General features: G+C 52.3%; 13 protein-coding genes. 9 read left to right on the top strand and 4 right to left on the bottom strand.

All coding sequences use genetic code 11. The features are described 5' to 3' along the window. Nucleotides 1-2: 2 nt before the first annotated feature. Nucleotides 3-1,508, top strand: a complete 1,506-nt coding sequence (galT, locus tag BMX58_RS04065; protein WP_068622301.1) for a UDP-glucose--hexose-1-phosphate uridylyltransferase — start codon at nt 3-5, stop codon at nt 1,506-1,508. Between the two features lie 28 nt (nt 1,509-1,536). Beyond that, the gene (gene galE / locus BMX58_RS04060; protein ID WP_068622303.1) at nt 1,537-2,547 is read left to right on the top strand and encodes a UDP-glucose 4-epimerase GalE; all 1,011 of its coding nucleotides are present in this window, start codon (nt 1,537-1,539) and stop codon (nt 2,545-2,547) included. Between the two features lie 130 nt (nt 2,548-2,677). Here the strand turns inward: galE and BMX58_RS04055 are convergent, their stop codons facing one another. Continuing rightward, entirely contained in the window at nt 2,678-3,634 is a 957-nt protein-coding gene (locus tag BMX58_RS04055; RefSeq protein ID WP_068622305.1) for a helix-turn-helix domain-containing protein, read from the bottom strand. Nucleotides 3,635-3,751: 117 nt separating this feature from the next. On the opposite strand from BMX58_RS04055, the gene rhaB reads away from it, so the two are divergent. From rhaB to BMX58_RS04035, 4 genes are read left to right on the top strand one after another with little or no spacing between them, the layout of a single operon-like run. Continuing rightward, nucleotides 3,752-5,200 carry a rhamnulokinase gene (gene rhaB / locus BMX58_RS04050; protein ID WP_068622307.1) on the top strand — a complete coding sequence of 483 codons (1,449 nt, stop codon included), beginning with the start codon at nt 3,752-3,754 and terminating at the stop codon, nt 5,198-5,200. A 4-nt stretch (nt 5,201-5,204) separates the two neighbouring features. Beyond that, the gene (locus BMX58_RS04045) at nt 5,205-6,461 is read left to right on the top strand and encodes an L-rhamnose isomerase (protein ID WP_068622309.1); all 1,257 of its coding nucleotides are present in this window, start codon (nt 5,205-5,207) and stop codon (nt 6,459-6,461) included. Nucleotides 6,462-6,471: 10 nt separating this feature from the next. Beyond that, nucleotides 6,472-7,296, top strand: coding sequence for a rhamnulose-1-phosphate aldolase (rhaD, locus tag BMX58_RS04040; RefSeq protein ID WP_239420535.1), 825 nt, complete (start codon nt 6,472-6,474; stop codon nt 7,294-7,296). A gap of 25 nt (nt 7,297-7,321) precedes the next feature. Then, nucleotides 7,322-8,479, top strand: a complete 1,158-nt coding sequence (locus BMX58_RS04035) for an iron-containing alcohol dehydrogenase (protein WP_068622313.1) — start codon at nt 7,322-7,324, stop codon at nt 8,477-8,479. 230 nt (nt 8,480-8,709) lie between these two features. Here BMX58_RS04035 and BMX58_RS04030 read toward each other — a convergent pair whose 3' ends face one another. Then, nucleotides 8,710-9,492: a Cof-type HAD-IIB family hydrolase gene (locus BMX58_RS04030; protein ID WP_068622315.1), complete on the bottom strand. Its 783-nt coding sequence runs from the start codon at nt 9,490-9,492 to the stop codon at nt 8,710-8,712. Nucleotides 9,493-10,110: 618 nt separating this feature from the next. Between BMX58_RS04030 and metE the strand changes: the two genes are divergently transcribed. Beyond that, nucleotides 10,111-12,387 (top strand): 5-methyltetrahydropteroyltriglutamate--homocysteine S-methyltransferase, encoded by a 2,277-nt coding sequence (gene metE / locus BMX58_RS04025; protein ID WP_068622317.1) that lies wholly within the window; start codon nt 10,111-10,113, stop codon nt 12,385-12,387. Nucleotides 12,388-12,403: 16 nt separating this feature from the next. Next, entirely contained in the window at nt 12,404-13,264 is an 861-nt protein-coding gene (gene metF, locus BMX58_RS04020) for a methylenetetrahydrofolate reductase [NAD(P)H] (protein ID WP_068622319.1), read from the top strand. 273 nt (nt 13,265-13,537) lie between these two features. Here the strand turns inward: metF and BMX58_RS04015 are convergent, their stop codons facing one another. Both BMX58_RS04015 and BMX58_RS04010 read right to left on the bottom strand, forming a co-directional pair. Further along, nucleotides 13,538-14,821 carry a DEAD/DEAH box helicase gene (locus BMX58_RS04015; RefSeq protein WP_068622458.1) on the bottom strand — a complete coding sequence of 428 codons (1,284 nt, stop codon included), beginning with the start codon at nt 14,819-14,821 and terminating at the stop codon, nt 13,538-13,540. Nucleotides 14,822-15,273: 452 nt separating this feature from the next. Beyond that, nucleotides 15,274-16,131: a MurR/RpiR family transcriptional regulator gene (locus BMX58_RS04010; protein WP_068622321.1), complete on the bottom strand. Its 858-nt coding sequence runs from the start codon at nt 16,129-16,131 to the stop codon at nt 15,274-15,276. A 254-nt stretch (nt 16,132-16,385) separates the two neighbouring features. On the opposite strand from BMX58_RS04010, the gene BMX58_RS04005 reads away from it, so the two are divergent. Further along, entirely contained in the window at nt 16,386-17,402 is a 1,017-nt protein-coding gene (locus tag BMX58_RS04005; protein ID WP_068622323.1) for a Gfo/Idh/MocA family oxidoreductase, read from the top strand. Nucleotides 17,403-17,404: the final 2 nt, after the last annotated feature.

The following is a 17,404-nucleotide window of genomic DNA, read 5'->3' as shown; positions in this document are numbered from 1 at the left end:
CAATGACGATAAATGAGACAGTGTATGCGATCGACCAGGCTGTTGTCGATTTTGTGGAAACGGGCATCGCAAACGGGGAAACGGATGCGCTGGACAGGATTGCGTTGCGCAATCTGCTGCTGGCCCTGATCGGAAAGGAAGACTTGGATACGCAGCTGGCGCCATCGCAAACTTTGCCGGATCGTTTGGATCTGCTGGATCGCTTGGTGGATTGGGCGGCCGCAAACGGTGAAATCGCGGACTACCAGTACGCAAGGGAGACGCTGGAGGCGCAGATCATGTCTTTGATCACGCCTCTGCCTTCCGTCATCAACAAGCGTTTTTGGGAACTTTATGAAATAAATCCGGAAACCGCGACCGACTATTTCTACGAGCTGAGCCAAAACAATGATTACATCAAAACCCGCAGCATCGCCAAAAATATCGCATTTGCCCACCGGACCGATTACGGCGACCTGGAAATCACGATCAATTTGTCCAAACCGGAAAAGGATCCGAAGCAGATCGCGCTGGCGAAACATGCGCCTGCCTCCGCGTATCCGGCTTGCCAACTCTGCATGGAAAATGAAGGCTATGCCGGTCGCATCGATCATCCGGCCCGCGCCAACCACCGCATCGTCCGCATGCCTTTGAACGGCGAGAAGTGGGGGCTGCAGTATTCGCCTTACGCTTATTACGAGGAGCACTGCATCTTTTTATCGGAGGAGCACACGCCGATGAAACTGAACAAGCATACTTTCGGGAAGCTGCTCGGGATCATCACGCAATTCCCGCACTATTTCGTCGGATCGAATGCGGACCTGCCGATAGTCGGCGGTTCAATCCTGTCGCATGACCATTACCAGGGCGGCCGGCACACCTTCGCGATGGCGGAAGCGCCGATCGAATTGCCGTTCGAACTGGATCGATTCGCGTCGGTGCAAGCAGGCATCGTCAAGTGGCCGATGTCCGTCATCCGGCTTGCCGGGAAGGATGCGGAAGAATTGGCGGAAGCCGCAGAATTTATTTTGGATGCATGGCGGGGCTATTCGGATGAAGCGGCCGACATCCTGGCGGCGACCGATGGCACGCCGCACAATACAATCACGCCGATCGCGCGCATGAGGGACGGTTTATTCGAACTGGATCTGGTGCTGCGCAACAACCGGACTTCGACTGAATTTCCGGACGGCATTTTCCACCCGCATCCGGATGTGCAGAACATCAAGAAAGAGAACATCGGCCTGATCGAAGTGATGGGGCTGGCCATTTTGCCGCCGCGCCTGAAGGATGAATTGATTGCAATCGAAAATCATCTCAATGGAGAGACGGCGGAAATCGCTACCTACCACAAGGAGTGGGTTGCAGGTTTGGCGGAAACGAAGGACCGGAGCGGTGCTGATACCGCGGATGTGGTGCAGCAAGCGGTAGGCGCGGCCTTTTTGCGGGTGCTGGAGGATGCCGGTGTGTTCAAACGCACCCCCGAAGGCCAGCAAGCGTTCCGCCGTTTCATCGGAAAGTTGCATTGAACTTTAGAGTGAAAGTGGAGGGGATAAAATGTCAGTATTAGTGACTGGAGGCGCCGGCTACATCGGCAGCCATACCGTAGTGGAATTATTGAACGCAGGCCAGGAAGTGGTCATCGTCGACAACTATTCGAACAGCAAACCGGAAGTGTTGAACCGGATCAAAACAATCACCGGAAAAACACCGACTTTCTATGAAGTGGACGTGTTGGACCGCGAAGCGTTGGACGCTGTCTTCGCAAAAGAGGATATCGACTCGGTCATCCATTTCGCCGGCTACAAAGCGGTGGGGGAATCGGTCGCCAAACCGATCGAGTACTACCACAACAACATCACGAGTTCTTTAATTTTGTGCGACGTGATGCGCAGCCATGGCGTCAAAAAAATCGTCTTCAGCTCTTCGGCGACGGTCTACGGCATGAACAACGTGTCGCCGCTGACGGAGGACTTGCCGACAAGCGCGACGAATCCATACGGCTACACGAAAGTCATGATCGAACAGATCCTGCAGGACGTTGCCGTTTCCGATTCCGAGTGGAGCATCGCTTTGCTGCGCTACTTCAACCCGATCGGCGCGCATGCATCCGGCCTGATCGGCGAAGACCCGACCGGCATCCCGAACAATCTGATGCCTTACATCACGCAAGTGGCGGTCGGCAAACTGCCGCAACTGAGCGTCTTCGGGGATGATTACAATACACCGGACGGCACCGGCGTGCGCGACTATATCCACGTCGTCGACTTGGCGTTGGGCCACATCAAGGCTCTGGACAAAATCAAGCAAACCGAAGGCGTCGGCATCTACAACCTCGGCACCGGCATCGGCTACAGCGTGCTGGACTTGGTGCACAACTTCAAGAAGGCGAACGGCATCGAGATCCCTTACGTGATCGTCGACAGACGCCCCGGCGATGTCGCGACCTGTTATGCGGATGCGACGAAAGCAAAAGAAGAACTGGGCTGGACCGCGACGAAGGATTTGGCGGACATGTGCCGCGATTCCTGGAACTGGCAAAAGAACAATCCGAACGGCTACGAATAAAAAAGTGAAGGCCAGCTCCATTTTTCTGGTGCTGGCCTTCACTTTTTTCGTTTTTTTTTTTAGATTTGGTTCGAGTGTTTGGAGCTTGTCGGATAACCGAGAAGAATCCGACAAGCGGCGACCGTGTACGTTATTTTTTCCGCACTTCCGAAGGCAGACAGTTGAATCTGTTCTTGTAGCACGTATAGAAATAGGTTTTGTTCGAGAAGCCGACTTCGGTCAGGATCGTCTGGACCGGGAGTTCGGTGGACTCGATCAGCAGGTTGGCCTTCAGCAGCCGCTTCTCATTCAGCAGTTCCGTGAACGTCTGGCCGCTGCGCTTTTTGATCATGTTGCTCAGGTAATTTTTGTTGAAGTTCAACCGTTTGGACGCTTCGTCCAAAGTCAGCGTTGTGAACTCGGTATCGATCAGCTGGAGGACCTCGTAAAAGGGGTCCTTTTTGCTGAACGTTTCGCTGTATTCATGCGGCAGCGAGCGCGCCAATTCGTAGAGCAGGATCGGCAGATAGCTGCTGATGATCTTGCCGGAAAAGACTTTCGGGAAGAAATATTCGTCCGCCATGTTGTTGACGATCTGCTTGATGTGCTCGTTCTGGTCGTTGCGGAACAGGATGAAATTCGCCGCCTGCGTGTCGAGCGGATTGTTCGTCAGCAGAATCTTGTAGAGGATGCTGTCGTTGTGGTTCATGTTCATCAGCCAGTTGATCGAGATGCTTTTGTTGTTGAAAAGGATGTTCAAAAGCAGGTCGTCCTTGCCGAGCGCTTCGATGGAATGCGCGCTGCCGGTGTCCATCAGCAGGATATCGCCTTCCTTCAAAAGATATGGGATCCCGTTTATGATCTGGCGGCATTCGCCTTTCACGATGTAATTGAGCTCAAGGAACTGGTGCGAGTGCTCGGGATAGGCGGCGTAGCGGTTGTGCTTGCTGATGTAGATATCCTTGTTTTCGAAAAACAGATGCTCCTTGATTTTTGGGGCCCGGATCGACGAACCCTCCAGTTCCGGCAGATCGGGCACGAATTTATGCCGCTTTTTCTGCTCCTTTTCGATGGCAGACTCCTGCGACAACAGCGCAATCAGATCCATCCCAACACCTCCTGTATATTTGGTACTCACAACTCATTCAGTGACATTGTAGCATACATCCGGAAGTTGTTTAATAGTAATGTAAACAATTACAAGACGGAGGTGTGAAACAAGTAAATGAAGTACTATGCAATGATAGATATCGGCGCCTCCAGCGGGCGCATCATGCTGGCGGAAATAGACAATAAACAAATGGATTTGCAGGAGGTGCATCGTTTCAAAAACGGCTTCAGCCGCATCGACGGATCCGACAGATGGGACATCGAGACCATTTTCGAAGAAATCTTGACCGGGCTCTCCAAACTGAAGGCGCTCGGCGTGACGGAATGCCATCTCGGCATCGACACATGGGCGGTCGACTACTGCCTTATCGGAACGGACGGCCAGCTGCTGCAGCTCCCGATCAGTTACCGGGACGAACGCACGAAGGACACGATCGAAAAAGTGGCGCAAGAAATCCCCAAGGAGACGATCTACGCCAAAACGGGCATCCAGTTCCTGGACTTCAACACGTTGTATCAACTGTATGAAGAGGACAAGGACTTGTTGGCCAGGACGGACAAAATCCTGATGATTCCGGATTATCTGGAGTACCGCTTGACCGGAGCGATGGTCGGCGAAGTGACGAACGTGTCCTCTTCGCAGATGCTGAATCTCGAAACCGGCGAGTTCGATGCGGATCTGCTGGAACTTGTGGGCATCCCGAGAGATAAGTTTCCGCAATTGGTTGCACCAGGAACGAAAATCGGCGATGTAAAGGCGGAGCTGGTGGAAACCTATGACCTGCCCCAGATCGAAGTGATCGCTGCGGCGACGCACGATACGGCATCCGCAATCGTCGGCGTGCCGGCACTGGGCGGGAAATGGGCCTACCTGAGCAGCGGAACCTGGTCCTTGATCGGGGTCGAAAACGACGCACCGATAAACGGCCGCCCGGCTTACGAAGCGAACTTCACGAACGAGTGGGGCGCTTACGGCACCTACCGTTTCCTGAAGAACATCACCGGCATGTGGTTCGTGCAGGAAATCGCGCGCAACCTGGATTACCGCCATTCCTACGCCGAAATGGCGCAGCTGGCTTATGCGGTCGAACCGTTCCTGCAGTATGTCGACCTGAACGATCCGCGCTTCCTCAATCCGGAAAACATGATCGCGGAGATCCAAGCCTACTGCCGCGAGCGGGGCGAAATCGTGCCGGAAACGACAGGAGAATTGGTGATGTGCGTGTACAGCAACTTGGCTTTGGCCTATGCGCATGAACTGAAAAAAATCGAACAGCTGACGCTGGAACCGATCGAAGTGCTGCACATCGTCGGCGGCGGCGCGAACGTCAAACTGCTGAACCAGCTGACTGCCGATGTCACCGGCAAGCTGGTCGTTGCCGGTCCTACCGAAGGAACCGCAATCGGCAACCTGCTCGTGCAGATGATCGCGACCGATGAGTTCAAAAACCTGGCGGAAGCCAGAGAATGGCTGCGCACCCAGATCCACGTTGAAGAATATCCACCGAACCCAATCGCTGACCGGGAGCATTTAAAAAAATACGAAGAAAAGATTGGAGTATAGAAAAATGACACAACCTATCGAAGAAGCCTACACATTAGCAAAACAGAAATACGCCGCCATCGGTGTCGATACTGATGCCGTGCTCGATAAATTGAGCCAAATCAAGGTTTCCTTGCAATGCTGGCAAGGGGACGATGTATTGGGATTCATGTTCCCAGACCAAGCCTTGACCGGCGGGATTTCCGTCAGCGGCAACTACCCGGGCAAAGCAACAACGCCGGCGCAACTGCGTGCCGACTTGGACAAAGCCTTGAGCCTGATCCCCGGCAACCATAAAGTCAACTTGCATGCCATCTACGTCGATACGGACGAAAAAATCGATCTGGACCAGATCGAACCGAAGCACTACGAAAAATGGGTAGAATGGGCGAAAGAAAAAGGCCTTGGGCTGGACTTCAACCCGACTTGCTTCTCGCATCCGAAATCGACGGACGGCACCTTGTCCAGCAATGACCCTGAAACACAAGCGTTCTGGATCGAGCACGTGAAACGCAGCCGTAAAGTTGCCGCTTATTTCGGGGAAGAACTGAACCAAACTTGCGTGAACAACATCTGGATTCCGGACGGCTACAAAGACAACCCGATCGACAAAATGTCGCCGCGCGTACGCCTGCGTGATGCGTTGGATCAATGTTTGGAAGAGAAATTCGACGATGCGCACATGCTGGATGCAGTCGAAGGCAAACTTTTCGGTATTGGGGCAGAAAGCTTCACGACCGGTTCCAATGACTTCTACCTGTCCTACGCTCTGACGCGTGACATTTTGTGGACGATCGATGCCGGACATTTCCATCCGACCGAGGATGTTTCCGATAAATTCACTGCCTTCCTGCCGTTCGGTAAAGGCTTGATGCTGCACGTGAGCCGCCCGATCCGTTGGGATTCCGACCATGTCGTCATCCTGGATGAAGCGACTACCCGCATCGGCGAAACCTTGGTCCGCAATGACTTGCTGGACAAAACGTTCATCGGCATGGACTTCTTCGATGCAACGATCAACCGTGTCGCAGCGATGGTCATCGGCGCGCGCAGTACGTTGAAATCCTTGCTGCTTGGCATGCTGAGCCCGATCGATACATTGAAGGACGCCGAAAGCACAGGCGACTTCACGACCCGTTTGGCTGTCACGGAAGAAATGAAATCTTACCCATTCGGCGCTATCTGGGATTACTATTGCCAACAACAAAGCGTTCCTGCAGGTACGGAATGGCTGAAGGAAGTAAAAGACTACGAACAAAAAATTCTTACGGAACGCAACTAAGGGGGAAATCATAAAAATGAAAAACATTTTGGAAGCACCATTCATCAAAGAAGTCATGCTGTTGACGGACGTCATGTACAAATTCGGCTGGCACGAAAGAAACAGCGGCAACCTGTCCTACTTGCTGAAGGAAGAGGAACTGACGGACTATCTGGACCTGAACGAAGTCAAACGCAACATCCCGATCGCTTTCGACGGGAAAGCCCTGGCCGGGAAATATTTCCTGGTAACCGGAACAGGCAAATTCTTCAAAAACGTCATCCATGACCCGGCTGATGTTTTGGGAATCCTGAAAGTGACTGCGGAAGGCAACAGCGTGGATCTGTTATGGGGCCACGAAAACGGAGCGGCTCCTACCAGCGAATTGCCTGCGCATTTGATGTCGCACATTGCGCGCTTGTCGGTAGATCCCGAAAACCGCGTCGTCTACCACTGCCACGCAACCAACTTGTTGGCGATGTCCTTCTCTTGCGAGTTGGATGAAAGAAGCTTCACGCGCATCCTTTGGAAAATGTGCACCGAATCATTGGTCGTGTTCCCTGAAGGCGTGGGCATCCTGCCTTGGTTGATGCCGGGAACGAACGAAATCGGCGAAGCGACTGCTGAAAAAATGAAGGAATACCGTCTGATCGTCTGGCCGCACCACGGACTGTACGCAGCCGGAAAAGATCTGGAAGAGTGCTTCGGTTTGGTCGAAACGGCCGAAAAATCAGCGACAGTTTACACACTTGTGCAATCGCAAGGCGGCATCCGCCAGGAAATCACCGACGAACAACTGAGCAATCTGGGCAAACGTTTCTCGGTAACACCAAGAGCGGGCTACTTGAACGTCTAATCATATCAAAAGGGGATAATCGAAAATGGCAACTTTTTATGTACCGGCAATAAACCTTATCGGAAAAGGCTGCATCAAGGAGATGGGCGGTTATGTGAAGGACCTTGGCTACAAGAAAGCTTTGTTCGTAACGGATAACTTCCTGGCCAAAAGCGACATGATTGACGTCGTTTTGGCGGAATTGGACAACGCGGCGATCGACTATGTGATCTATGCTGATGTCGATCCGAACCCGACCTGCAAAAACGTCAATGAAGGCGTAGCGATGGCCCAAGCGGAAAACTGCGACTTCATCATTTCCTTCGGCGGCGGCTCCCCTCAGGATGCAGCGAGCGCAATCAGCATCATCCTGACGAACGGCGGCAAACCGCAGGATTACGAAGGCTTGCACAAATCAGCGAAAGCCGGCTTGCCGGTTGTGGCGATCAACACGACTGCCGGAACATCCGCAGAAATCACAATCAACTACGTCATCACCGATGAAGAACGCAAAGTGAAGATGGTCATGGTCGACAAAAACAGCTTGGCGAAGATTTCCGTGAACGATCCTGAACTGATGCTGACGATGCCGAAATCATTGACGGCCGCAACCGGAATGGACGCGCTGACCCATGCGATCGAATCGATGGTAACGCCGGGCGCTTACGCTGTGACGGAAGTCCTGGCAGCCGGCGCGATCGAATTGATCCGCGAGTATTTGCCGAAAGCTGTCGAAAACGGCACGGATCTGGATGCGCGCGACAAGATGGTCAATGCCATCTTCCTGGGCGGAATGGCCTTCAACAATGCCGGCCTAGGCTATGTGCATTCGATGGCGCACCAACTGGGAGCCGTTTACCACTTGCCGCACGGCGTCTGCTGCGCGATGTTGTTGCCGATCGTGGAAGCTGAAAATGCCAAATTCGCGCCTGAGCGTTTCCGCAAAGTGGCGAAAGCTTTAGGGATGGCCGTTACGGATGCAGTATCCGATCAGGCCTGCGCGGATTACACAGTCGAAGAAATCAAACGCTTGTCCAAAGTCGTCGGCATTCCAACATCATTGAATGAGCTGGGAATAAAAGAAGAGGAGTTCGACTACGAATACCTGTCCAAAAATGCCATGATCGATGCCTGCGCACCAGGTAATCCGTTCACGCCGACATTGGAAGAAACGATCGCAATGTACAAAAAATTGTTCCAATAATCCAGTCCTGATCCAAACAACGACTTTTTTCAAAAAATGCAGATAATCCGAATTTGTCCAAAAATAAGGTTATCCACAACAAAGAAGAGCCACCTCGATAATTTGAGGCGGCTCTTCTTTGTCTTGCCAAACTTCGGGTATGGGGCTGGTTGTCGGCTGTTGAGGATGCGATAGATACCGAACAGCCGACAGAATCCGGATTTCTCGACAGTTCGCGCGTTTCCGGGGCATCAGTCTTCCGGAAACAGCTTCAGGTGCTGGCAGGCATAATAGATGCCGTCCCGCCACACTTCCCGGGTGACGAAATCGGCTTTTTCCTTCAGCTCGTCGATGGCATTCCCCATCGCGACGGCAGTTCCCACCGCATCGAACATTTCCAGGTCATTTTGCTCATCCCCGAAAGCCACAGCGGATTCCGCCGGCAAGGCAAGTATGTCCAGCAGGTGCTGGATTCCGGAAGCTTTCGAGACATTATGGGGCAGGATATCCAGGGTTACTGGGGTGGTCTTGACGACCTTCAGATTCGTCACCCAACTGCTGATGCCCTCAAGATCATCCGTATCAACCAGTATCTGCATCACCTTTGTCGGGCATTCGCCGGGTTCGAGGAAGCGGATCGGGGCTCCCCGGTCAATCAAGTCCTTTCGGCCGGCGGAGCTGAAGATGCCGTGAGCGGTGTCGTAGAACACATCGATCCCGCGTTCTTCGAAGGCACTGAAGATATCTTCCACCACATCCTGTTCGATCCAATTCTGGTAAATGCTCTTGCCGTTCAGGATGATCTCTTGCCCGTTGGAGGTGATCATGCTGTCGATGCCCAACAAGGAAGCCAGGTCCACAACCGCTTCTTTGTAGCGCCCGGAAGCTATCACCGGAATGATTCCCGCCGCTTGGATCTTTCTGATGGCTTCTTTTGTGGATTCGGGCACCATTTCACTCATGTTGAGCTTGCGGTTGCGGGAATCGACCAAAGTGCCGTCGATGTCAAAAAAAGCGATCTGATAGTTTGTCATACTCATGCTCCTTTGCCTATTGCTAATCTCTTGATAGTCGGTATGTGCTCACCTTCATTATAGAATGATTTTGGGGGATGAAAAGGTTTTGATTGCAGTCGGGTGAAAAGTACCAGTGATTTCAGGCGAAAATAAGCCTGTTCCGGACCTAATGTTCAAAGCTGCGACTTGCCGAACTTGCCGGTGCATCCGGCATTAGGATCTGTTTGTGGGCGGAGGCTTCGCCGGAGTTCGGCGGCCATAATGTGGTGCATTCTCCGACGAGCATTGCTTCATCGGAGTTGAGTTCGATAGCTGCCGACGTCCTCCGATGAGCGCGGGTTCCCCGGAGGACAGCTCTTCCGAATGGAGGCGTCCTCCGCCGAAGCCAGCGTTGAGCGGAGCAGAGCGAACCGCAACAGCGCAACGGGCTCAACTCCGGCCAACCGAGATTGCCCCGCCAACCCTTATAGCATTTATCTATATCTGAGTATATTTATTTAGTGTTATCCTATATCCCGATTCCGTGGCATACTGAAACAACCTTCTGATAAGAGATGATCAGCAAACAGCACGACAGTCGTCTGTATGCTCACTATTATTGCAGCAGGAACCAAAAAACGAAATGGAGGAGTCAAAATGAACAGTTCACTAATCGGTTTTCCAAGGGTAGGCAAGTTGCGCGAATTGAAGTTCGCATCCGAAAAATACTTCAGAAAAGAAATTTCAACAGAAGAGTTGGAGCAAGTCGCAAAGGGTCTGCGGGAAATGCACTGGAATCTGCAGCAGGATGCCGGCATCAGCCACATCCCTTCGAATGATTTTTCATATTACGATAACGTGCTGGATCTGACGGTCCTGTTGAACGCGCTGCCCGAAAGCTACAAACAGCTCGGTTTGAGCGAGCGCGATACGTATTTCGCGGCCGCACGCGGATACCAGGGCGAAGCGGGCGACGTCAAAGCATTGGCGATGAAGAAATGGTTCAACACCAATTACCATTACTTGGTGCCTGAATTGTTCGACGATTCCGAAATCAAATTGGCGGGCGACAAGCCGTTCGACGAATATGAAGAAGCCAAACAAATCGGTGTGCTGACGAAGCCGGTCATCATCGGCGGATTCACTTTCCTGAAGCTGGCAAAATGCAAAGGCTCAAAAACGATTAACGATTTTGCGGAGGACGTGGCGAATGCCTATATCGCAATCCTGGACCGGTTCAATGAACAGGGCGTGGAATGGGTGCAGTTCGATGAACCGAGTCTCGTCACCGATCTGACGCAAGCGGATGTGGCGCTGTTCACGGCCCTTTACGAAAAAGTGCTGGCGCACAAGGGCAACGTAAAAGTGTTGCTGCAGACGTACTTCGGGGATATCAGGGACAGCTATGAGGAAGTGGTCGGCTTGGACTTCGATGGCATCGGCCTGGATTTCCTGGAAGGCAAACAAACGCTGGCACTTTTGGAAAGGCACGGCTTCCCGGCCGACAAGACGCTGTTTGCCGGCGTCGTGAACGGGAAAAACATCTGGAAGAGCGACTACAAAAAAGTCATCGCTTTGGTCAACGGACTGGAAAAGTTCAGCCAAGACATCGTCATCAGCACTTCCTGTTCGTTGCTGCATGTCCCTTACACTTTGGAAAATGAAACGAGCTTGGCGCCGGATGTATCCCGCTACTTCGCTTTCGCGAAGGAAAAGCTTCAGGAAATCAAGGAACTGACGGAACTGATCGGCGCCTCCGGATATGAAAATAAGGAAAGTTATCTTGCGAATCAACAAGTCTTTTCAGCGGAGCGTGTGTACGAGGACAAGCACGTGCAGGCGTCCGTGGCGAGCTTGACGGAGAGAGATTTTGTCAGAAATGTTCCAAGAACAAAACGCAGGGCGATCCAAAAGGAGAAATTGCAGCTGGGGCTGTTGCCGACGACGACGATCGGCTCCTTCCCGCAGACGAAAGAAGTGAAGCAGAACCGCAGCAAATACCGCAAAGGCGACATCACGAAAGCCGAGTACGATGAGAACATCAAAGGATTCATCAAGGACTGCATCGAGCTGCAGGAGGAATTGGGGCTGGATGTGCTGGTCCACGGCGAATCCGAGCGCAACGACATGGTGGAATTCTTCGGGGAAAACCTGGCCGGATACATCTTCACCGAAAAGGCCTGGGTGCAATCCTACGGAACAAGATGCGTCAAGCCGCCGATCATCTTCGGCGATATCCGCCGCGAAAACCCGATCACCGTGTTCTATTCGGAATATGCGCAGAGCCTTTCCGACAAACCGGTCAAAGGGATGCTGACGGGTCCGGTGACGATCCTGAACTGGTCGTTTCCGCGTGAGGACATTTCGCTGAAGGAGATGGCTTTCCAGATCGGACTGGCGATCCGCGAGGAAGTTTTGGATTTGGAAGAAGCCGGCATCAAGATCATCCAGATCGACGAAGCGGCGCTGAAAGAGAAGCTGCCGATCCGCAGGGAAGAATGGAACAGCGAATACCTTGATTGGGCGATCCCGTCGTTCCGCCTTTGCCACAGCGGCGTGCGACCGGAGACGCAGGTGCATACGCATATGTGCTACAGCGAATTCGAGGAGATCGTAACGGATATCGACAACATGGATGCGGACGTCATTTCCTTCGAAGCTTCGCGTTCCAAACTGACGATCATCGATGCTCTGAAGGCGAACCGTTTCGAAACCGAAGTCGGACCGGGCGTGTATGACATCCATTCGCCGCGCGTGCCGAGTGTCGAGGAGATGGTGGCGGTCCTGAAGAACGCGCTGACGAAGATCGACGAAGAAAATCTCTGGATCAATCCGGACTGCGGGCTGAAAACCAGAGGCATCAAAGAAACGAGAGAAAGCCTGGCCAATTTGGTGGCGGCAGCGCAGATCATCAAAGACGCAGTATCGGTCTGAAAAGAGGTGTCAGCTGATGAAAATCGAATCCAAATTCCAGAAGAAAAAACCGGTGCTTTCCTTTGAAATCTACCCGCCAAAACGCGATAAAGCGATCCAGAACATCGATGAGACGCTGGCGATCCTGAGCGAACTGAACCCTGATTTCATCAGCGTCACTTTCGGCGCGGGCGGGAGCCACACGAACAACCAGACGGTCGCCTTGGCCAAGCGGATCAAGCATCAATTCGGCATCGATCCGCTCGTGCATCTGACCTGCCTGAATTCTTCGAAATTCGAAATCTGCGAACTGTTGGAGGAACTGAAGGACGCGGACATCGACAGCATCCTGGCCTTGCGCGGGGATGTCAATCCGGAGGTGGAAGCGAAGAAGGATTTCCGCTATGCCAGCGATCTGGTAAAGTTCATCAGGCAATACGGCGATTTTTCCATCAGCGGCGCCTGTTATCCGGAATGCCACACCGAGTCGAAGAACAAAGTCGAGGATATCGCCCATCTGAAGGAAAAGGTGGACAGCGGTGTGCAGCATTTGATTTCCCAGCTTTTCTTCGACAACAATGCCTTCTATTCCTTCCAGGAGCATATCCAGATTGCCGGCATGCAGGTGCCGGTCGAGGCGGGCATCATGCCGGTCATCAACAAAGCCCAGATCGAGAAGATGGTGACGCTCTGCGGGGCCTCTTTGCCGGAGAAATTTTCGAGGATCATGCACAAGTACGAAGACAACAAAGAAGCGCTGTTCGATGCCGGCATGGCCTACGCGATCAACCAAATAGTCGATCTGCTGGCGCATGATGTGGACGGCATCCACATCTACACGATGAACAATCCAATCGTCGCAAAACGGATCTGCGACGGGATCAAAAACCTGATTTGATCCGGAATATGTTTGGGTACCGCTCATCGGAGCAGGGCGATGGAAAAAAGTGCGCTCCTCCGGCGAAGATTCTGGCGGCCGGAGGAGAGTGGTAACTTTTGCGCTCACCTCCTATAAAGCCGTGCTCCTCGGAGGACAGGTCTTAAATGTGGTCTGAACTTCGGCGAAGCCTCCGTTCGCCGGAGGAGGCGATTCATCACGCCGCATTCATCAGTTTTTTCATAAAAAAGAGAGCTCCCGCCGGATCTGTTTCGGCGGGAGCTCTCTTTTTGCTTACTTGCTTTGGGTATTCTTTTTGCTTTGGGGGCGCGGTCTTTGGCCGGCTTTTTGGCCGCCGCGTGGACCTTGCTGGTTTTTGGTGCGGGTACCGTTATTGCGCGCGGCAACCGGTTTTTTCGGTTGCGGTGCCGGTGCCGCAGTGCCTTCCTTCAACAAGAAAGGCTGATCCTTTACGACCGGAACTTTTCTTTGGATGAGTTTTTCGATGTCGCGCAACAAAGCTGCTTCCGTTTCATCACAGAAAGAAATGGCTTTACCGCCGCGTCCGGCACGTCCTGTCCGGCCGATGCGGTGAACGTAGGTTTCCGGCACTTCAGGCAGATCGTACAGAATGACATGTGAAAGCTCAGGCACATCGATGCCTCGCGCTGCGATATCCGTCGCTACGAGAATGCTGGTTTTCTTGGTCTTGAAGTTTTCCAAGGCGCGCTGACGCGCGGTCTGGGATTTGTTGCCGTGGATCGCTTCGGCTGTAAGCCCAGCCTGCAACAGTTTTTTCACGATTTTGTTGGCGCCGTGCTTCGTTCTTGAGAAGACAAGCGAGCGTTCCACCGTGTCTTCCTTCAGCAGATGGATGAGCAGGTCGGTTTTGTCGGTCTTGGCTACGGGATAGACGCTTTGGTGGATGATTTCCACAGTCGAAGACACCGGAGTGACTTCTACCTTCACCGGATTTGTCAAAATGGTGCCCGCAAGTTTTTCGATCTCAGTCGGCATCGTCGCCGAAAAGAACATGCTCTGGCGTTTCTTCGGCAATTCGCGGATGATGCGGCGCACATCGTGGAGCATCCCCATGTCCAACATCATGTCGGCCTCGTCCAGGACGAAATAATCCACGTGGTTCAGTTTGATGTAGCCCTGTCCGATCAGGTCCAACAATCGGCCCGGTGTCGCGACCAGAATGTCCGTTCCGCGTTTCAGCGCGGCTGTCTGGGGATTCTGGGAAACACCGCCAAAAATGACTTGGATCTTCAATGGCAGGTATTTTGCGTAAAGTTGGAAGCTTTCCCCGATCTGCAGGGCAAGCTCGCGGGTAGGCGCAAGGATCAGCGCTTTGATGGCGCCTTTTCCAGCTGTTCCTTCTTCCGTCAGATTCTGCAGGATCGGCAAGGAAAAGGCAGCGGTCTTGCCGGTACCGGTCTGGGCACAACCCAGCAAGTCCTTATTGTTCAACAGATGCGGGATCGCATCTTCCTGGATGGGCGTCGCTTTCGTGTAGCCTGCTTCTTTCAGTGCGCGCAGCAGGTGTTGGTTCAATTCTAGTTCTTTAAATAACAAATGGTTCTCCTTCAGCATGTTCTTCATGCATTTGATTTTTTTGTGTTTCCGGTCAGGCCAGTTTGGGAAAGAGAGGCGGGTTCTCGTTTGCCAAAAGCCTCACCGCGAAACGTTATGTAGGTTCTCTGGGCAACAGCGTGACTGGCCTACTATATCACAAATGAGGGGAAAAGTCATAGGAATCCGTTTCCGAAGAGGATAATTGGTGTGCCCGAGGGCTGGAAGATCCAAAATAACCCGCCAAAATCAATTTGGCGGGCCAGAATACAGAATTTTCCACACAATTACCTGCCGACACGGCCGCCAGCTCCGGCTAAGGCGTCTTCATCGGAGTACAGAAATGCGCGCAGTCGTCAACTCCGGCGAGCGTGCCTTCGCCGGAAAACGGCTCCAACCGTGGCCGCGAATTCCGGCGAGCCCACCGTTCACCGGAGCACAGCCCTCCTGTAGCGTCAGAGCAGTTCCCATTTCTTCGCAGCTTCATTTTTTTTCTTGAGGCTGTTGAGGTTTTTCGTGTATTCGCGCGCGTAAAGGATCGAAAACAGCGTGTCCAGAATGTATTCGAAAGAAATCTGCGAAGAGAAGGTGCCGACTTTGAAGAAGTCGAACTCATCATAAGGGACCTCGATCACAAGGTCGCAGAGCTTGCTTGTTTCTTGCTCCGTATTTGCCGTCAGCAGGATGCAGGGGATCTTCATGGAATTCAGATATTTGATGATCTTTTTGTGGGTGGGCGAATTGCCGCCGTAACTGATGAAGAGGGCGCAATCATTCTTGCTCATGCTGAGGGCGTTCCAGGCGGATTCGCCGTACTCGTCGCCAATGATCAGATGTTTGTTGATCTTGATGAATTTGTTCTGGTAGCTGCGGGCGCGGATCTGGGAATCGCCTGTCGCGAAAAGGAAGATTTTATCCGCTTTTTCCAGCAGATCCACCGCTTTGTTCAATTTGTCCTTTTCCAGTTTCACCAAGGTTTTCCTGACTGTTTCGATCGTCAGGTCGGCCATTTTCTTGGCGATGGCCATCGGGCTGTCCATCGGCAGGAACGGGAAGTTGGGATCGACGATTGTGGGCGCGTGTTTGTCGCTTTGTATGTCATGGATCAAGGCAACTTTGAAGCTCCGGTAACCCGAAAAGCCCAGTTTCTGGCTGAGCCGGATGATCGCCGAATGGGAAGTGAACGTTTGATCTGCAAGTTGTTGGATCACCATATCGGGCACATCCTCCAAGTTTGCGAGAATGTAATCGGCAATCCTTTCTTCCGTATCCGTAAAGTTTTGTTTAGCTTGTAATTTTTTCAGCAAACTCATCTGATTCCCTCCATATATATGACGCATTCGGCAATGATCCAATCCGCGTAAGCGATCCGGCATTTCCTTCAATATAACCAACAATACTCGAAAAGGCAACTGTCGGGTGAAGTGTGTCTGAACATAATGTTCAACTTTTTCCATGCGTTTTGAACAAGCTCTGAAAAGGAAGTCCCATCAGAAGTAAAAGCGTTTTCTTGTTGAGGTGGATTGACTATACTGAGGCCATGAAAAAGAAATGGAGGAATCATTCAATGTTAACAATCGCTTATATCGGCGGCGGGAAAAGCGCCAATCGCTATCATCTTCCTTTTTCGTTAAAAAATGAAAATATCCGCGTCAAAAGCATCTATTCCCCGGTCGAGGACACTGTCTGGGCAAAAATCCCCGGCGTCGCCTATACCAACAATGTCGAGGACATCTGGAACGACGAGGAGATCCAACTGGTCGTCGTGTGCACGCCATCGGATTTCCATTATCACTACGGCAAAGAGGCCTTGGAACACGGTAAAAACGCTTTGGTTGAAAAACCTTTCACAAACACTTCCGCTGAAGCCAAAGAGTTATTCGCCCTGGCCAAAGAAAAGAACCTCTTCATCCAGTGCTACCAAAACCGCAGATTCGACTCCGATTTCCTGACGGTCCAAAAAGTGATCGAGAGCGGCATGCTGGGGGACATCATCGAGGTCGAAATGCACTATGACTATTTCAGACCGGAAGTCCCGGAATCGATCACGTCATTTTCGAAGGTCAACAGCTATCTGTACGGACACGGCTGCCATACGCTCGATCAGGTGCTCTCCTATTTCGGCAATCCGGATTGGATCACCTACGATGTCAGACAACTTTTAGGGCCAGGCCGCTTCAACGATTACTTCGATCTGGACCTGTTCTACGGGCCGAAGAAGGTTTCCGTCAAATCGAGCTATTTCCGCCTGAAGGAACGTCCGAGCTTCGTCGTCACCGGGAAAAAAGGTGTTTTCGTCAAGCAGACAAAGGATCGCCAAGAGGAGCATCTGAAAATGTTCCATATGCCGACGAACGCTGATTTCGGGATTGACTTGCCGGAGCACTACGGCGTCCTCACTTATATGGATGATGCCGGCCGTTATCACGAGGAGAAAGTCATTTCCGAAGTGGGCGATTACGGACGGGTCTATGCCGGTGTCTACGAGTCGATCGTGAACGGAAAAGAAAAAATCGTTAAAGATGAAGAAACCATCCGCCAAATCGAAATTCTCGAAGAAGGCATCAGCACTATCAAGGAATAATT

It is taken from the genome of Trichococcus ilyis, assembly GCF_900109135.1.
GTDB classification, from domain to species: Bacteria; Bacillota; Bacilli; order Lactobacillales; family Aerococcaceae; genus Trichococcus; species Trichococcus ilyis.
The sequence above is the reverse complement of the archived record's forward strand: the minus strand, read 5'-3'. Positions and strand labels throughout refer to the sequence as shown.